19 protein-coding genes, 1 tRNA gene, 1 pseudogene and 1 riboswitch are annotated in these 17,457 nt (G+C 68.3%); of the genes and pseudogenes, 13 read left to right on the forward strand and 8 right to left on the reverse strand.

The window, feature by feature from the left end; genetic code table 11:
• Positions 1-191 precede the first annotated feature (191 nt).
• The 5 genes from AB0B89_RS05520 (at position 192) to AB0B89_RS05540 (ending at position 3,554) form a co-directional block, all read left to right on the forward strand.
• The gene (locus AB0B89_RS05520) at positions 192-1,019 is read left to right on the forward strand and encodes a helix-turn-helix transcriptional regulator (protein WP_358548538.1); all 828 of its coding nucleotides are present in this window, start codon (positions 192-194) and stop codon (positions 1,017-1,019) included.
• Positions 1,010-1,204 carry a DUF397 domain-containing protein gene (locus AB0B89_RS05525; protein WP_358548540.1) on the forward strand — a complete coding sequence of 65 codons (195 nt, stop codon included), beginning with the start codon at positions 1,010-1,012 and terminating at the stop codon, positions 1,202-1,204. Before AB0B89_RS05520 ends, AB0B89_RS05525 begins: the two co-directional genes overlap by 10 nt.
• Positions 1,201-1,395 (forward strand): DUF397 domain-containing protein, encoded by a 195-nt coding sequence (locus AB0B89_RS05530; protein WP_358548542.1) that lies wholly within the window; start codon positions 1,201-1,203, stop codon positions 1,393-1,395. Before AB0B89_RS05525 ends, AB0B89_RS05530 begins: the two co-directional genes overlap by 4 nt.
• Before the next feature lie 97 nt (positions 1,396-1,492).
• A complete protein-coding gene (locus AB0B89_RS05535; RefSeq protein WP_358548545.1) occupies positions 1,493-2,824 on the forward strand; it encodes an AAA family ATPase in 1,332 nt (443 codons plus the stop codon).
• 4 nt (positions 2,825-2,828) lie between these two features.
• On the forward strand, positions 2,829-3,554 hold the full coding sequence (locus AB0B89_RS05540; RefSeq protein ID WP_358548548.1) for an HNH endonuclease: 726 nt from the start codon (positions 2,829-2,831) through the stop codon (positions 3,552-3,554).
• 16 nt (positions 3,555-3,570) lie between these two features.
• Here AB0B89_RS05540 and AB0B89_RS05545 read toward each other — a convergent pair whose 3' ends face one another.
• The gene (locus AB0B89_RS05545) at positions 3,571-4,626 is read right to left on the reverse strand and encodes a LacI family DNA-binding transcriptional regulator (RefSeq protein WP_358548550.1); all 1,056 of its coding nucleotides are present in this window, start codon (positions 4,624-4,626) and stop codon (positions 3,571-3,573) included.
• Positions 4,627-4,819: 193 nt separating this feature from the next.
• Between AB0B89_RS05545 and AB0B89_RS05550 the strand changes: the two genes are divergently transcribed.
• Positions 4,820-6,082, forward strand: coding sequence for an MFS transporter (locus tag AB0B89_RS05550; RefSeq protein ID WP_358548552.1), 1,263 nt, complete (start codon positions 4,820-4,822; stop codon positions 6,080-6,082).
• Here the strand turns inward: AB0B89_RS05550 and AB0B89_RS05555 are convergent.
• Complete coding sequence (locus AB0B89_RS05555) at positions 6,063-7,361, reverse strand: ABC transporter substrate-binding protein (RefSeq protein WP_358548555.1); 1,299 nt, start codon at positions 7,359-7,361, stop codon at positions 6,063-6,065. The genes AB0B89_RS05550 and AB0B89_RS05555 overlap by 20 nt on opposite strands.
• Before the next feature lie 266 nt (positions 7,362-7,627).
• Here AB0B89_RS05555 and AB0B89_RS05560 point away from each other — a divergent pair, with 266 nt between their 5' ends.
• Positions 7,628-8,830 carry a glycerophosphodiester phosphodiesterase gene (locus AB0B89_RS05560; RefSeq protein ID WP_358548559.1) on the forward strand — a complete coding sequence of 401 codons (1,203 nt, stop codon included), beginning with the start codon at positions 7,628-7,630 and terminating at the stop codon, positions 8,828-8,830.
• On the opposite strand, the gene AB0B89_RS05565 is transcribed toward AB0B89_RS05560, so the two are convergent.
• The gene (locus AB0B89_RS05565) at positions 8,785-9,294 is read right to left on the reverse strand and encodes a cysteine dioxygenase family protein (protein ID WP_358548561.1); all 510 of its coding nucleotides are present in this window, start codon (positions 9,292-9,294) and stop codon (positions 8,785-8,787) included. The two genes, AB0B89_RS05560 and AB0B89_RS05565, sit on opposite strands and share 46 nt — an antisense overlap.
• Positions 9,291-10,190 carry an amidohydrolase gene (locus AB0B89_RS05570; RefSeq protein WP_358548564.1) on the reverse strand — a complete coding sequence of 300 codons (900 nt, stop codon included), beginning with the start codon at positions 10,188-10,190 and terminating at the stop codon, positions 9,291-9,293. Before AB0B89_RS05570 ends, AB0B89_RS05565 begins: the two co-directional genes overlap by 4 nt.
• 193 nt (positions 10,191-10,383) lie before the next feature.
• Between AB0B89_RS05570 and AB0B89_RS05575 the strand changes: the two genes are divergently transcribed.
• Positions 10,384-11,394 (forward strand): LacI family DNA-binding transcriptional regulator, encoded by a 1,011-nt coding sequence (locus AB0B89_RS05575; RefSeq protein WP_358548567.1) that lies wholly within the window; start codon positions 10,384-10,386, stop codon positions 11,392-11,394.
• Positions 11,395-11,451: 57 nt separating this feature from the next.
• On the opposite strand, the gene AB0B89_RS05580 is transcribed toward AB0B89_RS05575, so the two are convergent.
• Entirely contained in the window at positions 11,452-11,829 is a 378-nt protein-coding gene (locus AB0B89_RS05580; RefSeq protein WP_358548569.1) for a phage holin family protein, read from the reverse strand.
• Positions 11,830-11,971: 142 nt separating this feature from the next.
• On the opposite strand from AB0B89_RS05580, the gene AB0B89_RS05585 reads away from it, so the two are divergent.
• From AB0B89_RS05585 to AB0B89_RS05605, 5 genes are all read left to right on the forward strand, one after another.
• Positions 11,972-12,976 carry an NADP-dependent oxidoreductase gene (locus AB0B89_RS05585; protein ID WP_358548572.1) on the forward strand — a complete coding sequence of 335 codons (1,005 nt, stop codon included), beginning with the start codon at positions 11,972-11,974 and terminating at the stop codon, positions 12,974-12,976.
• A 52-nt stretch (positions 12,977-13,028) separates the two neighbouring features.
• Entirely contained in the window at positions 13,029-13,304 is a 276-nt protein-coding gene (locus AB0B89_RS05590; RefSeq protein WP_358548574.1) for a hypothetical protein, read from the forward strand.
• A 30-nt stretch (positions 13,305-13,334) separates the two neighbouring features.
• Positions 13,335-13,733, forward strand: coding sequence for an OsmC family protein (locus AB0B89_RS05595; RefSeq protein WP_358548576.1), 399 nt, complete (start codon positions 13,335-13,337; stop codon positions 13,731-13,733).
• A 491-nt stretch (positions 13,734-14,224) separates the two neighbouring features.
• Positions 14,225-14,370, forward strand: a riboswitch (cyclic di-AMP (ydaO/yuaA leader).
• Between the two features lie 303 nt (positions 14,371-14,673).
• Positions 14,674-15,282 (forward strand): hypothetical protein, encoded by a 609-nt coding sequence (locus AB0B89_RS05600; RefSeq protein ID WP_358548579.1) that lies wholly within the window; start codon positions 14,674-14,676, stop codon positions 15,280-15,282.
• Positions 15,283-15,402: 120 nt separating this feature from the next.
• A tRNA-Lys gene (locus AB0B89_RS05605) sits at positions 15,403-15,479 on the forward strand.
• Between the two features lie 52 nt (positions 15,480-15,531).
• Here AB0B89_RS05605 and AB0B89_RS05610 read toward each other — a convergent pair.
• The 3 genes and pseudogenes from AB0B89_RS05610 to AB0B89_RS05620 form a co-directional block, all read right to left on the reverse strand.
• Positions 15,532-16,143: pseudogene (locus tag AB0B89_RS05610) on the reverse strand (IS3 family transposase); the annotation flags it as partial.
• 367 nt (positions 16,144-16,510) lie between these two features.
• The gene (locus tag AB0B89_RS05615; protein ID WP_358548581.1) at positions 16,511-17,089 is read right to left on the reverse strand and encodes a hypothetical protein; all 579 of its coding nucleotides are present in this window, start codon (positions 17,087-17,089) and stop codon (positions 16,511-16,513) included.
• Positions 17,090-17,102: 13 nt separating this feature from the next.
• Positions 17,103-17,303, reverse strand: coding sequence for a DUF397 domain-containing protein (locus AB0B89_RS05620; protein WP_358548584.1), 201 nt, complete (start codon positions 17,301-17,303; stop codon positions 17,103-17,105).
• Between the last annotated feature and the right edge of the window lie 154 nt (positions 17,304-17,457).

The following is a 17,457-nucleotide window of genomic DNA, read 5'->3' on the forward strand; positions in this document are numbered from 1 at the left end:
GTCACCGGAGGGGTGACACGCAAGATCACTTTGAGGGTGCTATCGACCCGCAGGGTGTTGCCCACTAAAGAGGGCTTGGTCTCCCCAGCTTGACCAATTTCCACTACGCTTTGGAGTTGATTGGTAACACGCCGAACACACTCTTTGGTGCGGGGTCGTGCCATGTCGCTCATGGGTTACAGGGAGGGTGCGTGCCTCAGCCGGTCGAGCTGAATCCAGAGGTCTCACCACTGGCCAAGTTCGGATTCGAGCTGCGCTGCCATCGCATGGCAGCCAGGCTTACGCAACGCCAGTTAGCGAAGAGGATCCTATTTTCGACAAGTATGGTCGGCATGGTCGAGCGTGCGGCTCGCAAGCCGGAAAGGGCCTTCGCTGAGCGCTGTGATCAGGTTTTCGGCCTTGACGGCACTCTCACGGAGCTTTGGGCCATGGTGGACCGAGAAAGGCAATGGGCTCCGTGGTGGTTCCGCGAGTGGCTTGAGGTCGAGCAAGAGGCGACCGTACTGCGGAGCTGGGACCCCTTGTTGATTCCCGGTATTCTCCAGACCGATGCCTATGCGCGTCGGGTTCTCTCGGGAGAGCCGGGCACCACACCGGAACAGGTGGAACAGCGGCTCGCGGCGCGCACTCGGCGAAAGGCGATCCTCTCCCGGGACAAGCCGCCGCTGATCTGGGCGGTGATCGACGAAGGGGTTCTGCACCGGTCGGTCGGCAGTTCACAGATCATGCAGGACCAGCTCGGATACCTTGCGGAAGTAGCACAGCACCCGCATCTGAAGATCCAGGTTGTGCCTTTCACCGCCTTTTCTACCTGTGGGCTGATGAGCCCCTTCACGGTTGCGGAACTCCCAGGATCCAGGACTATCGTGCATGTGGAGTCCTCAGCGCAGGGTCAGATCTCAGGCAGTCCGGACGTCGTTGAGATGATCATCAATAGGTACGATGCCATCCGCGCTGATGCCCACCCGAAGCACGTATCTCTCAACCTGGTCCAGGAGGCGATCGGAAAATGGATTTGAGCGGTGCAGTGTGGCGAAAGTCTTCTCGATCCGGGTCGAGCGGCGGGCAGTGCGTGGAAGTGGCGACGAACCTTCCTGGGGTGGTGGGGGTGCGGGACAGCAAAGACCCGGGTGGTCCCTCGGTCATCGTCACTTCCGATGGGTGGCGCACTTTCCTCGGCGGAGTGAAGGAGGCCATGGAGTGACCAACCTGGGTGATGCGATCTGGCGGAAGTCTTCTCGATCAGGGTCTAATGGGGCGGCCTGCGTGGAAGTGGCGATGAATCTCTCTGGGGTTGTCGCGGTGAGGGATAGTAAGGATTCGCCTGGGCCGGTGTTGCTGGTCGCCTCTGAGGAGTGGCGGGCGTTCGTCGGCGGGCTGAAGATCTCGGAGTAGCTGGAATCCGGCGGGACGGTGGCCGGGTGCTGTGGGACCTTCGACGTCTTATCGTTGCAGCAGGCAGGAAGGCAGCGATCACGGGTTGGAGTCGACGGTGCACATCGCCGAGTTCGAAGTCGCAGGCGTGCGCGGCTTCTCTGGTCCGCGCGCGGCGAATCTGCGGCTGACCAGGCCAGACGGCAGCCACGCGGGTTGGACCGTCCTCGCTGGGCGCAACGGCTCCGGCAAGACCACACTGCTGCGCGCCCTCGCCCTCGCCCTTGCCGGGCCTTCGGTGGCCCGGAGCCTCGTGCCGGCCTTCGACGGCTGGATCTCCCACCAGGCCACCCAAGGCACATCCCAGGTGCAGATGGTCTTCGATGCGGAGACGGACAGGCTCACGGGCCGTACGCGGCGCCGTCCGCCCGGTACCAGGCTCTCCGCGAGCCTGACCTGGAGCCGCGAGCTCATCGATGAGTCAGGGCACTACGGGACCCAGCCGACCATGCGGGCATATGGAGCCACTGCCCTTCGCGGTCCGTGGGCGGACAATCCGCAAGGGTGGTTCTTCGCCGGGTACGGGCCCTTCCGTCGTCTGGTGGGTGGCTCGTCCGACACGCAGCGACTCATGGTGAGCAGCGGCCCCGTGTCGCGCCTGGCGAGTTTGTTCCACGAGGACGCTTCCCTGGCCGAGAGCGTGAGCTGGCTCGTCGACCTGCACCTACGCCGGCTGGAGCAGCGCGAGGGAGCCGCCGACCTTCTGAACTTCGTCACCGGCCTGCTCAACGACGGACTGCTGCCGGATGGTTTCCAGATCGACCGGGTCGACAGTGAGGGACTGTGGGCCAGGAGAGGCGGGGAGCTCATCTCTCTTCGTGAGATGAGCGACGGGTACAGGACCGTCACAGCACTGGTGCTTGATCTGACCCGTCAGCTCCACCAGGTTTTCGGCACCGAAATGACCACCGCGCTCTCCGGCACGTACGTTGTCCCGCTGCCGGGAGTGGTTCTCATCGACGAGATCGACGTCCACCTGCATGTCAGCTGGCAGAAGAAGATCGGTGAGTGGCTCAAGGAGCATTTCCCGGCCATCCAGTTCATCGTGACCACACACAGCCCCTACATCTGCCAGAGTGCCGATCCCGGAGGTCTGATCCGGCTTCCCGGGGTGGACGAACATGTGCCTCCCCGCGTCGTCGACGACGACCTGTACGAGCGCGTGGTCTACGGCAGTGGAGACGACGCGCTGCTGACCGACCTGTTCGGCATGGATTCGCCCTACTCGAACCACGCCGAGGACATGCGGCGAAGGCTCACCGAGTTGGAACGGGCCGTCCTCCGGGGGACGGCTTCTCCCGCGGAAGCGCAGGAGTACGAGCGCCTGCGGGACACCCTCACCAGCTCGCTCGCCGCGCGCGTCGACGAGGTCGCCGCGAGGATCGCCTGACACCATGATCCGTGTCTATCGAGTCGTCCTCAGTGACGAGCTGAGTGCGCGGCTACGTGAGCATACGAGCAAGCTCCGCGAGGAGAACGCCGGTCTCTCCAGGGCTCGCACCATGTGGAAGAACGCCAGGGCCGTCCGGTCGGGGTTGGCGGACCACCTCGACAGCATGGCGACCGGAATCAGGCGGTGCATGTACTGCGGAGACGGCTTCGGGACCGACATCGACCACTTCGAACCCCTGGCCGATGCCCCTCTGCGCGCCTTCGACTGGCCGAACCACCTCCTCGCCTGCTCCCATTGCAACAGCCACCACAAGCGGGAGTGCTTTCCGCTCGACGAGGACGGATCGCCCCTTCTCGTGGATCCGTCGGCCGAGGACCCGTACGAACACCTTGAGCTGGCACTGAACACCGGCGTCTACCGATCGCTGACTCCCAGGGGCGCGGCGACGATCGACGTCTTCGGGTTGAACCGGGGTGCTCTGCAGCGTGGTCGTGCCGCCGCCTTCATACGAACGGTGTCGATGCTCAGGGACCGCGCACGTCTCATTCAGACTTCGGACGCCAAGGAGGAGGCGGCGGAAATAGCCGACTCCCTCCGTGAGCAGCCTTTCGCCGATGTGCTTTACGCGATGCTGTGCTACCGGAGCCTGCCGGGGGCCGAGACGGTGCTGCGGGGACGCGAGGTGGTCGAGGCGCTCGACGATCCGGCGCTTCATTTCTGGTCGTAAGGCCGCTGTTCGCTGATCAGGTGGTCGGGGGGAGTTCGCCGGAGCCTCGGGGGATGAGGTGGGTGGGAAGCTGGACGCGTTCGGCGGGGCCGTTGTCGCCGGCCAGGCGGCGGAAGAGAAGCTCGGCGGCCGTGCGGCCGAGGCCCGCGGGATCCTGCGCGATCACGGTGACGGGCGGGGTGAGAAGGTCGGCCAGCTCGAAGTCGTCGAAGCCCACGACCGCGATCCGCGACGGCGACCTGCCGCCGAGACCCCCGGTGCCGAGGGCTTCCAGGGCCCGCAGGGTCGCGACGGTGGTGCGGCCGTTGCCGGTGAACAGGGCCGTGGGCGGGTCGCCCCGCTCCATCATGCGCGCGAGGTCGGCGTGGACGCGCCTCTGGTCGGGGGCGCCCATGACGACCAGCGACCCGTCGTACGGCAGGCCGGCCGTCTCCAGGGCCTGCCGGTAGCCGCGCAGGCGCTCCCCGGCGGTGAAGATGCGGGCGCTGTCGCCGAGGAACCCGATGCGCCGGTGGCCGCAGGCGATGAGGTGCGCCACCCCCGATCGGGCGCCGCCGGCGTTGTCGCACAGCACGGTGTCGACGTCGAGCCCGGGACCGGCGGGGCGGTCGGCGAAGACGGCGCGGATGCCGGCGCTCAGCTCGGGGGCGAGGTAGCCGTGGTCCGAGCCGGCGGGCACGATGACCAGCCCGTCCACCCGGCGGGCGCAGAAGGCCAGGACCAGCTCGCGCTCACGCTCGGGATCCTCCCCCGACGAGCCGGTGAAGACCAGTGAGCCGTTGCGGATCGCGACGTCCTCGACCGCGCGGCTCAGCCCGGAGTAGAACGGGTCGGAGACGTCCTCGATGATGAGCCCGATGCTCGCCGTGCGCCCCCGGCGAAGGACACGGGCGCCGTCGTTGCGGCGGTAGCCGAGCAGCTCGATGGCCTGCCGGACCCGCGCGGCGGTCGCCGCGTTGACCCCCGGCTCGTCGTTGACCACGCGGGAGACGGTCTTGAGCGCGACCCCGGCCGTCGCGGCGACATCGTTCATCGTCGGCCGCCCGCGTCTGGTCTCTGCCACGGTCCGCATCATCCCGCATTTCAACGGGGTGTGACAACGTTGTCACCCAATCGGCCCGCCGGGCGGGGGCGGCCGTACGGCGCGGCGCCACAGAGGCGCGGCGCCACAGAGGTACGGAACCCCAGAGGACGGTGGCGGCACAGCACCACGGATTTGAGCCCAAGGTATCCGTTGTGATGGCCACCGATAGGCTCCGGGGCCTATGACCGGTTCGACCACCGACCCCGAGCCCGGATCGGGGTCCGCGCCCCGCCCCACCCCCACCAGGGCATCCGCCCCTGGAGGGCTCGGCCGGGCACGGGTGCTGCTGATAGCGGGTTTCGTGCTGGCCTCGCTGAACCTGCGGCCCGCCATCGCCGGGGTGTCGCCGCTGCTGAGCGAGATCATGGACGACCTCTCGCTGACCCCCGCGGCGGGCGGGGCGATCACCACGGTCATGGTGGTCTGCCTCGGCCTGCAGGCCCCGATCGCGCCCGCACTGGCCACGCGCCTCGGGCTCGACCGCACGCTGCTGATAGGGCTGCTCGTCCTCGCCACCGGCGTCGTCCTGCGCGGGATGGGCGGCCTGACCGCCCTGTACGCCGGGTCGGCCGTCGCCGGCACGGCTATCGCGATCATGAACGTGGTCATGCCCGGTGTGGTGAAACAGCACTTTCCCCACCGTGTCGGGCTGTTCACCGGCATCTACGTGTCGGGGCTGGTGACGGGCGCGGCCACGGCGTCGGCGGTCATGGTGCCCATCGAGGAGCGGTACGGCTGGCGCACGGCGGCCGGATCCGTCGCCGTCCTCGCGCTGGCGGCGGCCGTGCTGTGGGCGCCGCAGGCGGTGAGACGGTACCGCCGCGACCGGGACGGCGGCGGGCACAGGCCGTACGCCGTGCTGCTGCGCAGGCGCGTGACCTGGTACGTCATGGCGTTCATGGGCCTTCAGTCGCTGACCTTCTACATCATGCTCGCCTGGCTGCCGACGATCTTCCGCGACGCCGGGCTCCCCGCGGACCAGGCCGGCTACCTGCTGGCGCTCACCAACCTCGCCCAGATCGCCGCCACGCTCATGGTGCCGGTACACGCGGGTCGCGTCCCGTCGCAGGTGCCGCACATCGTGGTGGCCGCGCTGCTGACCGTCGCCGGGTACCTCGGCGTGGTGTTCGCCCCGGCGACGCTGCCGTGGCTGTGGATGATCGTGCTCGGGGTCGGCCAGGGCGCCTCGATCGCGCTCGCCCTGCTCATCATCGCCCTGCGGGCGCCCGACCCCGCCTCGGTCACCGCGTTGTCGGCGGTCGCGCAGTCGTCCGGCTACCTGCTCGCCGCCCTCGGCCCCTTCCTCATCGGGCTGCTCCACCAGCTCGCGGGCGGCTGGACGCTGCCGCTGGTGACGGGCCTGCTCATCTGCGGCGTCCAGCTGGCCTTCGGCGTCCTCGCCGGGCGCCCCGCATCCGAGCCGGTCAGGGGTTCGTGGGGGTGAGGTCCGCGCCGATCCTGACGGCGGGGTTGAGGCTGTTGTCCACGACGACCATCTCGTACGGCCACCGCCCGATCCCTTCCTTCCACTGGACCCCCACGGGCTGCTGGAGGGCGACGCCCGGAACCGGCCCCCGGGTGAAGTCGAGCACCCCCGAGATCCCCGAGTAGTTCAGTTCCTGAAGCGCGGTCGCGACCGCCTTCCTGTCACGCGGGGTGTCGACCGAGGTGAAGGCCTTCTCGGCGATCTCGAACAGCGAGTAGACCGACCCCAGGGTCTGCAGCCACTGCCTGCCGCTGGCGGACTGGTAGGACTCCGCGAGCTGCTTGGCGGTCTCCCCGTCGAGCGAGGAGGCGTAGGGCATGTACGGGCCCCACCACGAGTCGGTCGCGATGTTGCTGACCAGGCTGCCGAGCGGGACGGTGTCCGCGGGGAACAGCAGGACCTTGGCCACGGTGGCGAGCTTCGGCCGGAACCCCCGCAGGGCGGCCTGCTTCCACATGGCGGTGAAGTCGGGCGGGAGCGGGGCGTTGATGAAGATCTCGCACTGCTCGCGCTTGAACGTGGAGATCATCGAGCCGAAGGCGGTCGTCCCGTCGCGGTAGGCGCCGCCGTCGACCCAGGTGTACCCGGCGTTGTCCAGGATCGGCGGGTACGCGGCGCGGAAGGCGTTGCCGTCAGGGTCGTCCGGGAACATACCGCCCACCACCTTGTTGGTGGAGATCCTGTCCCACATCGGGACGAAGCATCCGCCGAACTGGTCGACCCCGGAGAAGAACATGGTCGTGTACGTGAACGGCTTGGGGTTTCGGGGATCGGCCTGCCGGGAGAAGTACCACGCCTCCCAGGGGACCACGGTCGAGACGCAGGGGATCCCCTGGGCCTCGCATACCGTCGCAACGGGGTTCGTCGTCTCGGGTGTGGAGCTGGCGAGGATCATGTCGGCGTGGTGCCGCGAGATCAGCTCGCGAGCGGCCTGGGACGCCCGGCCCGGGTCCGAGTGGGTGTCCTTGACCACGATCTCCACCTCGTAGGTCTTCCCGCCGACCGTGAAGCCCTTGGCGTACGCGGCGGTGGCGCGCACGCGGTCGACGACGAAGCCGTCACCGGAGGCGAAGCCGGCCAGCGGTCCCGTACGGGGGCTGACGAACCCGATCACGATCTTGTCGCCGGGCCCGGCGCCCAGGCCGTTGACCGAGCCGCACGCGGTCGCGCCGGCGGCGAGGGCTCCGAGGCCCACGCCCTTCAGGAGGGTGCGGCGGAGGAGGGACGGTCCGTTCACGAGAGACTCCTCATGAGGTGTCTGATGTGCTGCCCGACGGGAAGAGCGACCGGCCGCGAGGCCGGGAAGCCTCGGAGGTCGCGAAAGCATGAAACGACGCCGACGCATGACTGATCGTTTTATGTGCAGATGATTGCGGATAAGTGGTGACGGCCGCTGGTGATCGCCGATACTCGTGGCCATCGATGCCGCCAGGCGGCGGCAGGCCGGGAGTCCCCTGCGTGTCGACCGGGGAATGAGCCCCTGACCAGGCCTAACATCGACCGGTGATCGTCTTTGCGTGGGTCGTGGCCGCTGTCGTGTCCCTGCTGCCGGGGGTCACGGCCCCCGGCCCGCACCCGTACGTGGGAGCGACCGCGGTCTCCGGCGCGCACACCAGCGGGCTCGGTCCTCGCCCGATCGTCATCGGGCACCGCGGCGCCTGCGCCTACCGGCCGGAGCACACCCTGCTCTCGTACGAGACCGCCATCCGGATGGGCGCCGACTTCATCGAGCCCGACCTGGTGTCCACCAAGGACCACGTGCTCGTCGCCCGGCACGAGAACGAGATCTCCCACACCACCGACGTCGCCACGCACCCGGAGTTCGCCACGCGCCGGACCACCAAGGTGATCGACGGGCGCAGGCTGACCGGATGGTTCACCGAGGACTTCACCCTGGCCGAGCTGCGCACGCTGAGGGCCGTGGAGCGCCTGCCCGGGCTCCGCCCCGGCAGCGCCGCCTTCGACGGCAGGGCCCGCGTCGCGACGTTCGACGAGATCGCCGCCCTCGCCCGCCGGGCCGGCGTCGGCCTCTACCCCGAGACCAAGCACCCGGGCTACTTCGCCTCCATCGGGCTTCCCCTGGAGGAGCCGATGCTCGCGACCCTCGACCGGTACGGCTGGCGCGAGCGGACGGACCCCGTGTTCATCCAGTCGTTCGAGACCGCCAACCTGAAGGCGCTGCGCGGCAGGACGCGCCTGCGGCTCATCCAGCTCCTGGAGTCCTCCGGGGCTCCGGAGGACCTGGTCGTCTCAGGGGACCCGCGCACCTACCGCGACCTGGCGACGCCCGAGGGGCTGCGCGAGATCGCCGCGTACGCCGACGGCATCGGCCCCTCCGTGGGCCTGGTGCTGCCGACGGGCGCGGGCGGCACCCTTGGCGCGCCGACCACGCTCGTCGGGGACGCCCACCGAGCGGGCCTGGCCGTGCACGTCTGGACCGTGCGCCCGGAGAACTCGGAGCTCCCCGCCGACTACCGCCTGGGAGACCCGGCGGCCCCCGGGTACGCGAGCGCGCACGGCGACATGGCCAGCTGGCTGACCAGGCTTTACGAACTCGGGGTCGACGGGGTGTTCACCGACGACCCCGGCATCGCGAGGCGTACCTTCGACGGGCTCAGGCCAGAGCCAGGGCAGGGCTCGGGCCGGGGCACGGCCAGGGCTCAGACCAGCGCCTCGGCCTCCGTCGGGCGCAGCTCGTCGGCGTAGCTGAGAGAGACCCGGCGCATGACGCCGTCGTCACTGATCGAGTACTGGCCGAGGCGCCACAGCGGGGGAGAGTAGGCGTGGATCGACACGCTGGTCTCCGCGTGGCCGTTGACCCGGTGGATGTGGTCGGGCCCGAAGGAGATCGAGTCGCCCTCGGACAGCAGGGTCTCCAGGTGCTCGCCCCCGATGCGGGGGTTCGACTCCTTGAGTGTGCCCTCGACGACCCGCAGGGCCCCGGAGGACACATCGTGGTCGTGCCATCCGGTGTCGTCGTCGGGGCGCCAACAGATGAGCCACACGTCGACGTAGGAGTCCCGGTAGAGGGAGGCGTAGTGGCGGGCCTCTCCGGCCTCGCCGAACGTGACGTGGTGCGACCAGAGCTCAGGCCGCTCCGCCAGATCCTCGACGAGACCGCGCAGCTCGCGCTTGTCGAGGAATCGGTCGGGCAATGACTCCCAGCTCATCTGGGCACAACTCCTTCCATAGCTAGCAGGCGCTTCGGATTGGTCACCGATATCTGGTAGGTGGCGGCCTCGCCGAGCAGGGCTTCGGGGGGTGAGGCGTAGGGGGCGTCGGAACCGAGGACGACGACCTCGATGCCGAGCACCCGGCTGATCGCGTCGATGGCCTTGTGGCCGTACGACGAGGTCTCAAGGAAGACGTCCGGGTCGACGACGCCCCTGGTGGAGCCGCCTCGGGCGATGAAACGCTCCACGTGCAGGGGCGCGAGGCCGCTGAGCAGCGCGAAGCAGACGCGGAGCCGCGGGTGCCGCGGGCGGCCGAACGCCTGGAAGGCGTACCAGGCGGCGTGCATCTGCTGGACGTACGAGACGACCGCCGGCCACCACGCGGGACCGTCCGGCGCCCCGGCCGGGCCCGGGTGGACGAACAGCGGCAGGTCGCGCTCCTCCAGCAGGTCGAGCAGGGGCGCGACCCTGGCGAAGCCCTCGGCGTCGAGCAGGGCGGTCGCGGGGAGCTGGAGGCCGGCGAAGCCGTCGTCCAGCACCTTGGCGGTGCGCGCCGGGTCGATCTCGGTGACGCAGGTGGAGGCCCATGCCCTGAAGGACGCGGGCAGGTCGAGCGCTCCCTCGTGGTAGGCGGTGAGCAGCGGCCAGGCGTCGGCGGCCGGCAGGTGCTCGATGCCGAGCGGGCTCGACAGCGACACCAGGGCCAGGTCGAGACCGTGCTCGCGGTTGAACGCCAGCCGGTGGCCGAGGTCGTGGTCGAGGGGGTTGGCCGTGAAGGGCTCCTCGCCGTGGAGGAACAGCGTCCAGCCATCGAGGAAGGGAGGCTCCGTGCGCGCCCGCAGCGCGCCGACGAAGCCTGGCGTCCACATGTGCTGGTGCACATCGATGCTCACCGCTGTCACCTCCTGGAAGCACTCTACCCAACAATTCCTATCGACTTTATCGGGTATGCCTGGGGATCTGCTGTGAAACGGTTCACTGATTCGATTCAGTGAACCGCTTCACCTCGTCGCCGTCAACACTCTGTCCAGAGGACGAGACGCGCCGGGCCCCTCGCGTGGCGGGGATTCCGCATAGGCTGGCTTGATGCCGCGCTCCCAGCCACGCAAACGGGCGACGATCCGCGAGGTGGCCCAGGCGACCGGACTGTCGCCCGCGGCCGTGTCCTACGCGCTGCGGGGCATGCAGGTGTCCGAGGAGACCATAGAGCGGGTGCGCCAGGCCGCCGCCGAGCTGGGGTACGAGGCCGACCCCATCGCTCGCGCCCTGGCGAGCGGGCGCACCGGCATGATCGGCCTGCTCTGCGGGTCGCTGGAGGACCTCTGGCAGCAGTCGCTGGCGTTCGGCATCGGGCGGGCCCTGCGCGACAAGGACCGGTACGCGCTCATCCTCGACGCCGCGGGCGACCCCGCGCGTGAGCGCACCCTGGCACGCCAGCTCCGCGACCAGCGGGTCGACGGCCTGATCGTGCAACCGGTCGACCCGGCGGCGCCGCTGTGGGCGCAGCTCGCCGAGACGCTGCCGGTGGTCTCCATCGGCGACGCCCTGATCGACGCGCGAACGGCGGGGGAGGTGGTCTTCGACAACCGCAGGGGGGTCACGCTGGCCCTCGAATATCTCAGGGAGAAGGGCCACCGCCGCGTCGCCGTCCTGACCCCGACGTGGTCCAGCACCCCCGACCGGCCCGCCGACGTCCACGTGACCGCCGAGGCCGAGCGCCTGGGGCTGGACATCGACGTCGTGACCGCCCCCCACGGGCTGGCGGCCACCACGAAGGTGGCGGGCGCGTTGCTCGACAGCGGCGCCCGGCCCAGCGCGGCCTTCTGCTTCTCCGACTCCATCGCCTACGGCGTGTACGCGGCGGCGGCCGAGCTGGGGCTCCGTGTCCCCGACGACATCTCGGTCATGGGGTACGACGACCACCCGATGTCAGGGCTGCTCACCCCCGGCCTGACCTCGGTCAACTGGGACATCGACGGCATCGTGCGGGCCGCCGTGCGGCTGGTGGTCGCCGCGGCGGACGGGCAGAACCGCAGGCGAAGGATCATCCAGGCGCCCGAGCTGCACGAGCGGGGGTCCGTCGGGCCGCCTTCGTGAGGCCGCCTGTCAGTCCTCGTTCACGTCCTTGTCCCAATTTTCGTTTCAGTCCTCGTTTCAGTCCTCGTTGAGGCCGAGGAGCATGTCGAGGATCCAGGTGATGAGGCCGACGAGGATCGCCCCGAGGAAGGCGGCCCAGAAGCCGCTCACGTGGAACGGCAGCTTGAGCTGCTCGGCGATCCAGCTCGTGAGGAGCAGCAGGACGGCGTTCACGATCAGCGCGAAGAGGCCCAGCGTCAGCACGTAGAAGGCGCAGCCGAAGGTCTTGATGATCGGCTTGAGGACGGCGTTCACGATGCCGAAGATGAGGGCGACCGCGATGAGGGTGCCCGCGGACTTCGCCGTGGTCGACCCGGAGACGGTGATCCCGGGAATCAGGCGCGTGGCCGCCCAGAGCGCCGCCGCGACGACAAGGATCTTGATAATGATCTTCACGCTCCCGATGGTCGCACGGGGACACGGGCCGGCGGTAGGGCCGGACGACCTCGGGCCCTCGGTTCCGGGGCCGGTGGAAGATTGTTTTGACCGGGAGTGTTCGCTGGAGGGGTGGCGAATTGAGGATCGAAGGGGGTAAACCATGACACGCGCGATCGTGTTGCGGTCACGGCCCGTCGGCTGGCCGACAAAGGACAACTTCGAGCCGGTCGAGCTGGAGCTCCCGCCCCTGCGCGAAGGCCAGATCCTGGTGCGCGGCCTCTACATGTCGGTCGATCCCTACATGCGCGGGCGGATGAACGAGGGCGAGTCCTACGTGCCGCCCTTCGAGCTGGGTGAGCCGCTGCGCGGCGGCGCGATCGGCGAGGTGGTCGAGACCCGCGCTCCGGAGTTCCAGATCGGCGACATCGTCCTGCACGACTACGGCTGGCGGGAGCACGCCGTGCTGGACGCGCCGGAGGCGCGTGGGATCACGCCACTGCCGGGAGTGCCGCTGTCCGCATACCTCGGGGTGCTCGGCATGCCGGGCCTGACCGCGTACGTGGGCCTGCTCGACATCGCGGCCTTCAAGAAGGGTGACACGGTGTTCGTGTCGGGGGCCGCGGGCGCGGTCGGCAGCCTGGCCGGGCAGATCGCCCGCCTCAAGGGCGCCTCCCGGGTCGTCGGCAGCGCCGGTTCCCCCGCCAAGGTCGCCTATGTGATCGAGAAGCTCGGCTTCGACGACGCGTTCGACTACAAGGCCGAGGGGCCGGTGGTCGAGCAGCTCAGGCGGGCCGCCCCCGACGGCATCGACGTCTACTTCGACAACGTCGGCGGCGAGCACCTGGAGGCTGCCATCGAGGTGTTCCGCCGCTACGGGCGCACCGCGGCGTGCGGGGCGATCTCCGTCTACAACGCGGCCGAGCCGGTCTGCGGCCCGCGCAACCTCTCCAAGATCGTCGGCAAGCGGCTCACGCTGCGCGGCTTCATCGTCGGGGACCACGCGGACCGGAGGCCCGACATGATCAGGGAGGTCGGCGGGTGGCTCCAGGAAGGCAAGATCACCTTCGGGGAGACCGTCGTGGAGGGGCTGCGGAACGCCCCGGACGCCTTCATCGGCATGCTCCGAGGGGAGAACCTCGGCAAGATGATCGTTCGACTGGCCTAACGTGCATATCCCCCTGATCACGGGGAAAGGGCCATAAAGGGGGTGAGCCTTAATGGACCAGGACGAGCTGCAGTCGCTGACGCCCAAGGAGCTCCACGACAGGGCGGTGCGCTACGCCGTGGCGCACGGTGACTTCGGCTTCCTGTGGGAACTGCTGAAGGTGATCCCGGCGGCCGAGGCCGCGAGCGGTCACGGGGATGAGACGGCCAACGATCTCAGCCGGGTGTCGGCGCTGCTCAGCGACGCGATGGCCTCCGGTGAGGGCGAGCTCGGGGAGGCGCTGCGTCCCGTCTACCTCGCCTACCTTTCCGAGCACCCCGACGCCTGAGCGTTCCCCGCCGGCTCTAGGCTCCAGAGCATGGCATCGGTGAATGTGGAGCGTACTGACAACGGCTTCGTGGCGCGCAACGCGCGCGGAGCGGAGGTCGCGATGGGCAGTGGTGACGAGGAGGGTGTCTTCACCCCCGTCGAGCTACTGCTCGCCGCGGTCGGAGGCTGCAACATCGTGACCGTCGAGCCGCTCACCGCCCAGCGCGGGCACAGGCTCGTACGGCTGGCGATGACGGTCGAGGCCCAGAAGGCCGAGCCCACGCTGCTCGGCCCGGTCACGATCACGTACGACGTCGAGCTGCCCGAGGGAGACGCGGAGGCGGACGAGGTCTTCCGCGCCGTGGCCCACCGGGTCCACGAGCGGCACTGCACGGTCAGCCGCTCCCTGGAGAGGGGCACCGAGGTCAAGGTCGAACTGCCCGAATAGCCGCTTGGCCCGGCGGGTCCGGCCGTACCCGGTCATCCCAGCGAGTTAGACCGAATCTATACCCGGCGATGACGAGTAGCTCAGGCCCCGGTATGTAGTGTTAAGGCAGGTCAAGGGGGATGCGACCAGCCGCCCGAGAGGGCGCCGCAGAGCTTTTCGCCAGAAGGACGCGGTGGGGGACCGCGTCCGTACAGCGGGACCGCCCGATGCGTTTGGGGGAAGGCATCGGCGCTGGACCGTGAAGATCGGGGCCGGACAGGCGGGGGACTGTCCGGCCCCGATTCATGTCTCCCGGCCCCTGATCTCCCCTGATCTCCCCGATCGTCGCGCCGCACGTCCTCTATAAGCCCCGATGTCTGAAATATAGGGGTTTGTAGTGCGAAGGTAGATCTAATAATGCTTTGTAGCACTTTCGTTTGCTTTGTCCTGACTCGGTGGGTAAGGTTTCAACCACGAAAGGGGCGGTGACCTGGTCTTCAGTCCGAAGGCCGCCGCCCCAAGTGTCGAATCTCCAGGGCCACACCAGGCCCGGGGGAGCCGGGGACCCAAATCTCTTGGGGTGAATCCGCGTGAGCGGTAGGGCGACTCCAAGCCCGAACCCGTCAGCTAACCCGGTAGACGTGATTGGAGAGGAGACCCGAGTGGAGCACCCCACTCCGAGCAGTCATTGCACCGGGCAACCCTAGACCCGGATCTCGCCGTCAGAAGCGGCGGACAAGTCGGCTGGTAGCAGCCGTGCACGCGAGCGATCTACGCCCTCTGTGACACATGGTGGCAAGCCGCCACCGCTGACCGACCACGTACGAATGCGCGCTCAGCGCCGCGATGGACCCCACGAAGCCTCGCCTCACCCTGAGAGCGCTTTCCACCCCCCGCACCGAACTCCTGACCACTCGGAGCGCGGGTCCCCTTGTCTTCTGATGAAAGATCCTATCCTCCCATGCCTCCTTTCAAGATCACCCCCAAGTGTCGATGGACGTCCGGTGTCGCCGGCGTCGTCCTCGCCTGCGCCACCGCCGTCTGCGCCACGGTCTCGGCGCACGCCGACGACAAGCCCCTGAACCCCGTCGCGGTCCAGACCGAGAAGCCGATGCTGCTCAAGGGCTCCACCAGGGCCTCGTACTTCTGGGACGACGCCTCAGGACGCATGGGTGACACGGGACTTCCGGCCATCGGCAAGCCGATGCAGAAGGGCCTGTTCGCCAGCCCCAGCTGGCCTCTCGGCACCGAGGGATACGTCGTCTACAAGGACAAGAAGGCCCCCTTCTTCATCGGCGACCGAGGCCCGGGGATCCCGTCCGAGAGCGGCGTCATGCTCGACATCGACGGGAAGACCTTCGCGGAGCTGACCGGCGGTACCTTCAACAACTCCTCCCTGGTGGTCACCGGCTTCGCCGCCGGACACATCAAGGTCGACTACGTGATCACCAAGTGGGGCGACGGCGTGGGCAAGAAGAACTACCCCGTCCCGTTCTCCAACGGCGCGTGGGGCGTCTACGACACCAATCCCGCCACGCCCCCCACCCCGGTGGTCCTCGCCACCGGCTGACCCGGAGGCCTCCGCGCGACACGCCCGGCGTGGGCCCTGTGGGGAACCACCTGAAAAGCCCCACATCGCCGCTGAGGATGTGCGGAGCCTGGCCAGGACTGCTAAAGTCACCGTAGTCACGCGCCGCTAGCTCAGTTGGTTAGAGCAGCTGACTCTTAATCAGCGGGTCCGGGGTTCGAGTCCCTGGCGGCGCACCACGGCACCGGCCGATGACCTGGGCATTCTCCACTTGACGGAGGGTGCCCACAGTCATTTCCGGGCCTGTGTGGGGTCGTTGTGGGCTCTTTGGTCGCGACCGGGTCTCCGGCATGATCGTTGTCCCCCTTGCAGCAGTTCACGCTTGAGCGTGGCGTTGAACGCCTCCGCCAGGGCGTTGTCCAGGCACGTCCCTGTCCTGCCCGCCGATCTGCGGATCCGACAGCCGTCGCAGAGCGCCGCGAACTCGGCCGAGGTGTACTGACAGCCGCGGTCACCATGAAAGATCACGCCGTCGACCTGGCCGCCTCGCGCTCCGACCGCCGCCTTCAACGCGTCGCTGATCAGCTCGGTCCGCAGGTGGTAGGCGATCGACCAGCCGACCAGTCGCCGCGACCCGATATCGATCACCGTCGCGAGATACATCCACGAGTCACCGACCGGCAGATAGGTGATGTCCCCGCACCACCTCCGGTTGACCCCACCGGCTGCGAAGTCACGTTTGAGCAGGTCAGGGACCGGCGGAGCGAGTTCGTCAGGGATCGTGGTCCGCCTGCCCTTACGCAGATGCAGCCCGACGATGCCATGCACACGCATCAACCGGGCCACCCGCTCGGCGTTGACGCGCTCCCCGGAATCACGCAGGTCCGCGGTGATCCGCGGCGAGCCGTTCGTCCCCCCGAGGCGTCATGAAAGCGCCGGATCTTCTCCACGATCCGCTCGTCCTCAACGGCCCGCGCCGGCCGGCTCCCGCCCCAGCCAGGCGTAGAAGGCGCTGCGCGCCACGTTCACACCCGGCACAGCCGCTTGACCCCGTAGACGAGGCGGTAGGCGGAGATGAACCGCAAGCGGCCGATCAACGATCACCACCCTGCGTCCGCCGCGGGTCATCATTGTGGTCGATGGTGGCGTTGCTCAATGAGCTGTGCGGCCTGCGCGAGTGTCCCGGGGCTTCGACACTGAGTCCGAGCACGGCGGCGCCGTTGCACGGGGCCATGGTGCCGATCCATCGTCATGAGCCGCCCTACGCCGGTCAATCGGCGGCGGTTTCGTAGCAGAAGGCCGCCAGGGCGATCTCCCTGTCGTCTTCGTGAGGGGAACGGTGGTGAGGAAGGAGCTGGCCATGAAGTAGGGTCGGGCCGTCTCCTAAGTCAACGGCGACGCCACCAGGCGGACAGACGCCATGTTCACGGGTGTGCTGAAGCAACTCGGCGGCTGACAGTCCGCAGAGCTCAGGATGGACCCAGAGCGGACCTGCGGTCCCGTCCAGGAGAACCAGCACGGTGAGCTGGCAGGCGCCTTGATCGGTGTGCAGGCCGATGAAGTCGCCTCGCCCGTAGTACAGATAGGACGACACCACAGCCTGCACGGAACGGCCCAGAATTCCACCGAGCCGGTCCACCAGAGTGCGTTGGTGCAGGTCCCAGCGGACATCCCCGCCGGAGGTGTACCAGCCGGAGGCCGGGCTCAGTAGTTGGGCGTCATCCACCAATTTTGGGTCCCGCCGTATCCGGGTGTCCGCGCTAGCGCGAAGACGCAGGGCCTCTGAGCGCAAGAGTTCCTGTTCGCCGGGTGTCACCAGATCGGTCAGAGTTTGATGGAGGGCGCCCATCTGAGACACGGTCTCAGTCGAACTCACCGGCGCGGACGCCGCGGACGAAGGCAGTCCACTCTTCTTCGGTGAAGACGAGGACAGCGCCGGCCGGGTTCTTGGCGTCGCGCACTGCGGCCCCGCGCGTGCCGCGAGCGACCTCGACGCAGCCACCATCAGGGTTGCAGAATGACGATCTCCGGAAGTCCTGCGCCGTCCCGTTCTCGAGTTCCATCATGGAGTCCTCTCTGATCGGATACCGCAATGTTCTCGGCAAATGATAGCGAGGTAACCCAAAATCGGTACAGGGCGGATGAAGGTGGTAAGGCGGATATGTCCAACCGGAATCCTTTAGGATGGCACTAATTCGACCAGGAAAGAGAACCGTA

This window comes from Sphaerisporangium sp. NPDC049002 (assembly GCF_040649355.1).
Lineage (GTDB): Bacteria > Actinomycetota > Actinomycetes > Streptosporangiales > Streptosporangiaceae > Sphaerisporangium.

Coding starts and splice junctions, on each gene's coding strand:
- AB0B89_RS05525 (WP_358548540.1), top strand. CDS start 1,010: ATGGATTTGAGCGGTGCAGTGTGGCGAAAGTCTTCTCGATCCGGGTCG.
- AB0B89_RS05540 (WP_358548548.1), top strand. CDS start 2,829: ATGATCCGTGTCTATCGAGTCGTCCTCAGTGACGAGCTGAGTGCGCGG.
- AB0B89_RS05545 (WP_358548550.1), bottom strand. CDS start 4,626: ATGCGGACCGTGGCAGAGACCAGACGCGGGCGGCCGACGATGAACGAT.
- AB0B89_RS05550 (WP_358548552.1), top strand. CDS start 4,820: ATGACCGGTTCGACCACCGACCCCGAGCCCGGATCGGGGTCCGCGCCC.
- AB0B89_RS05565 (WP_358548561.1), bottom strand. CDS start 9,294: ATGAGCTGGGAGTCATTGCCCGACCGATTCCTCGACAAGCGCGAGCTG.
- AB0B89_RS05575 (WP_358548567.1), top strand. CDS start 10,384: ATGCCGCGCTCCCAGCCACGCAAACGGGCGACGATCCGCGAGGTGGCC.
- AB0B89_RS05585 (WP_358548572.1), top strand. CDS start 11,972: ATGACACGCGCGATCGTGTTGCGGTCACGGCCCGTCGGCTGGCCGACA.
- AB0B89_RS05590 (WP_358548574.1), top strand. CDS start 13,029: ATGGACCAGGACGAGCTGCAGTCGCTGACGCCCAAGGAGCTCCACGAC.
- AB0B89_RS05595 (WP_358548576.1), top strand. CDS start 13,335: ATGGCATCGGTGAATGTGGAGCGTACTGACAACGGCTTCGTGGCGCGC.
- AB0B89_RS05600 (WP_358548579.1), top strand. CDS start 14,674: ATGCCTCCTTTCAAGATCACCCCCAAGTGTCGATGGACGTCCGGTGTC.
- AB0B89_RS05615 (WP_358548581.1), bottom strand. CDS start 17,089: ATGGGCGCCCTCCATCAAACTCTGACCGATCTGGTGACACCCGGCGAA.
- AB0B89_RS05620 (WP_358548584.1), bottom strand. CDS start 17,303: ATGGAACTCGAGAACGGGACGGCGCAGGACTTCCGGAGATCGTCATTC.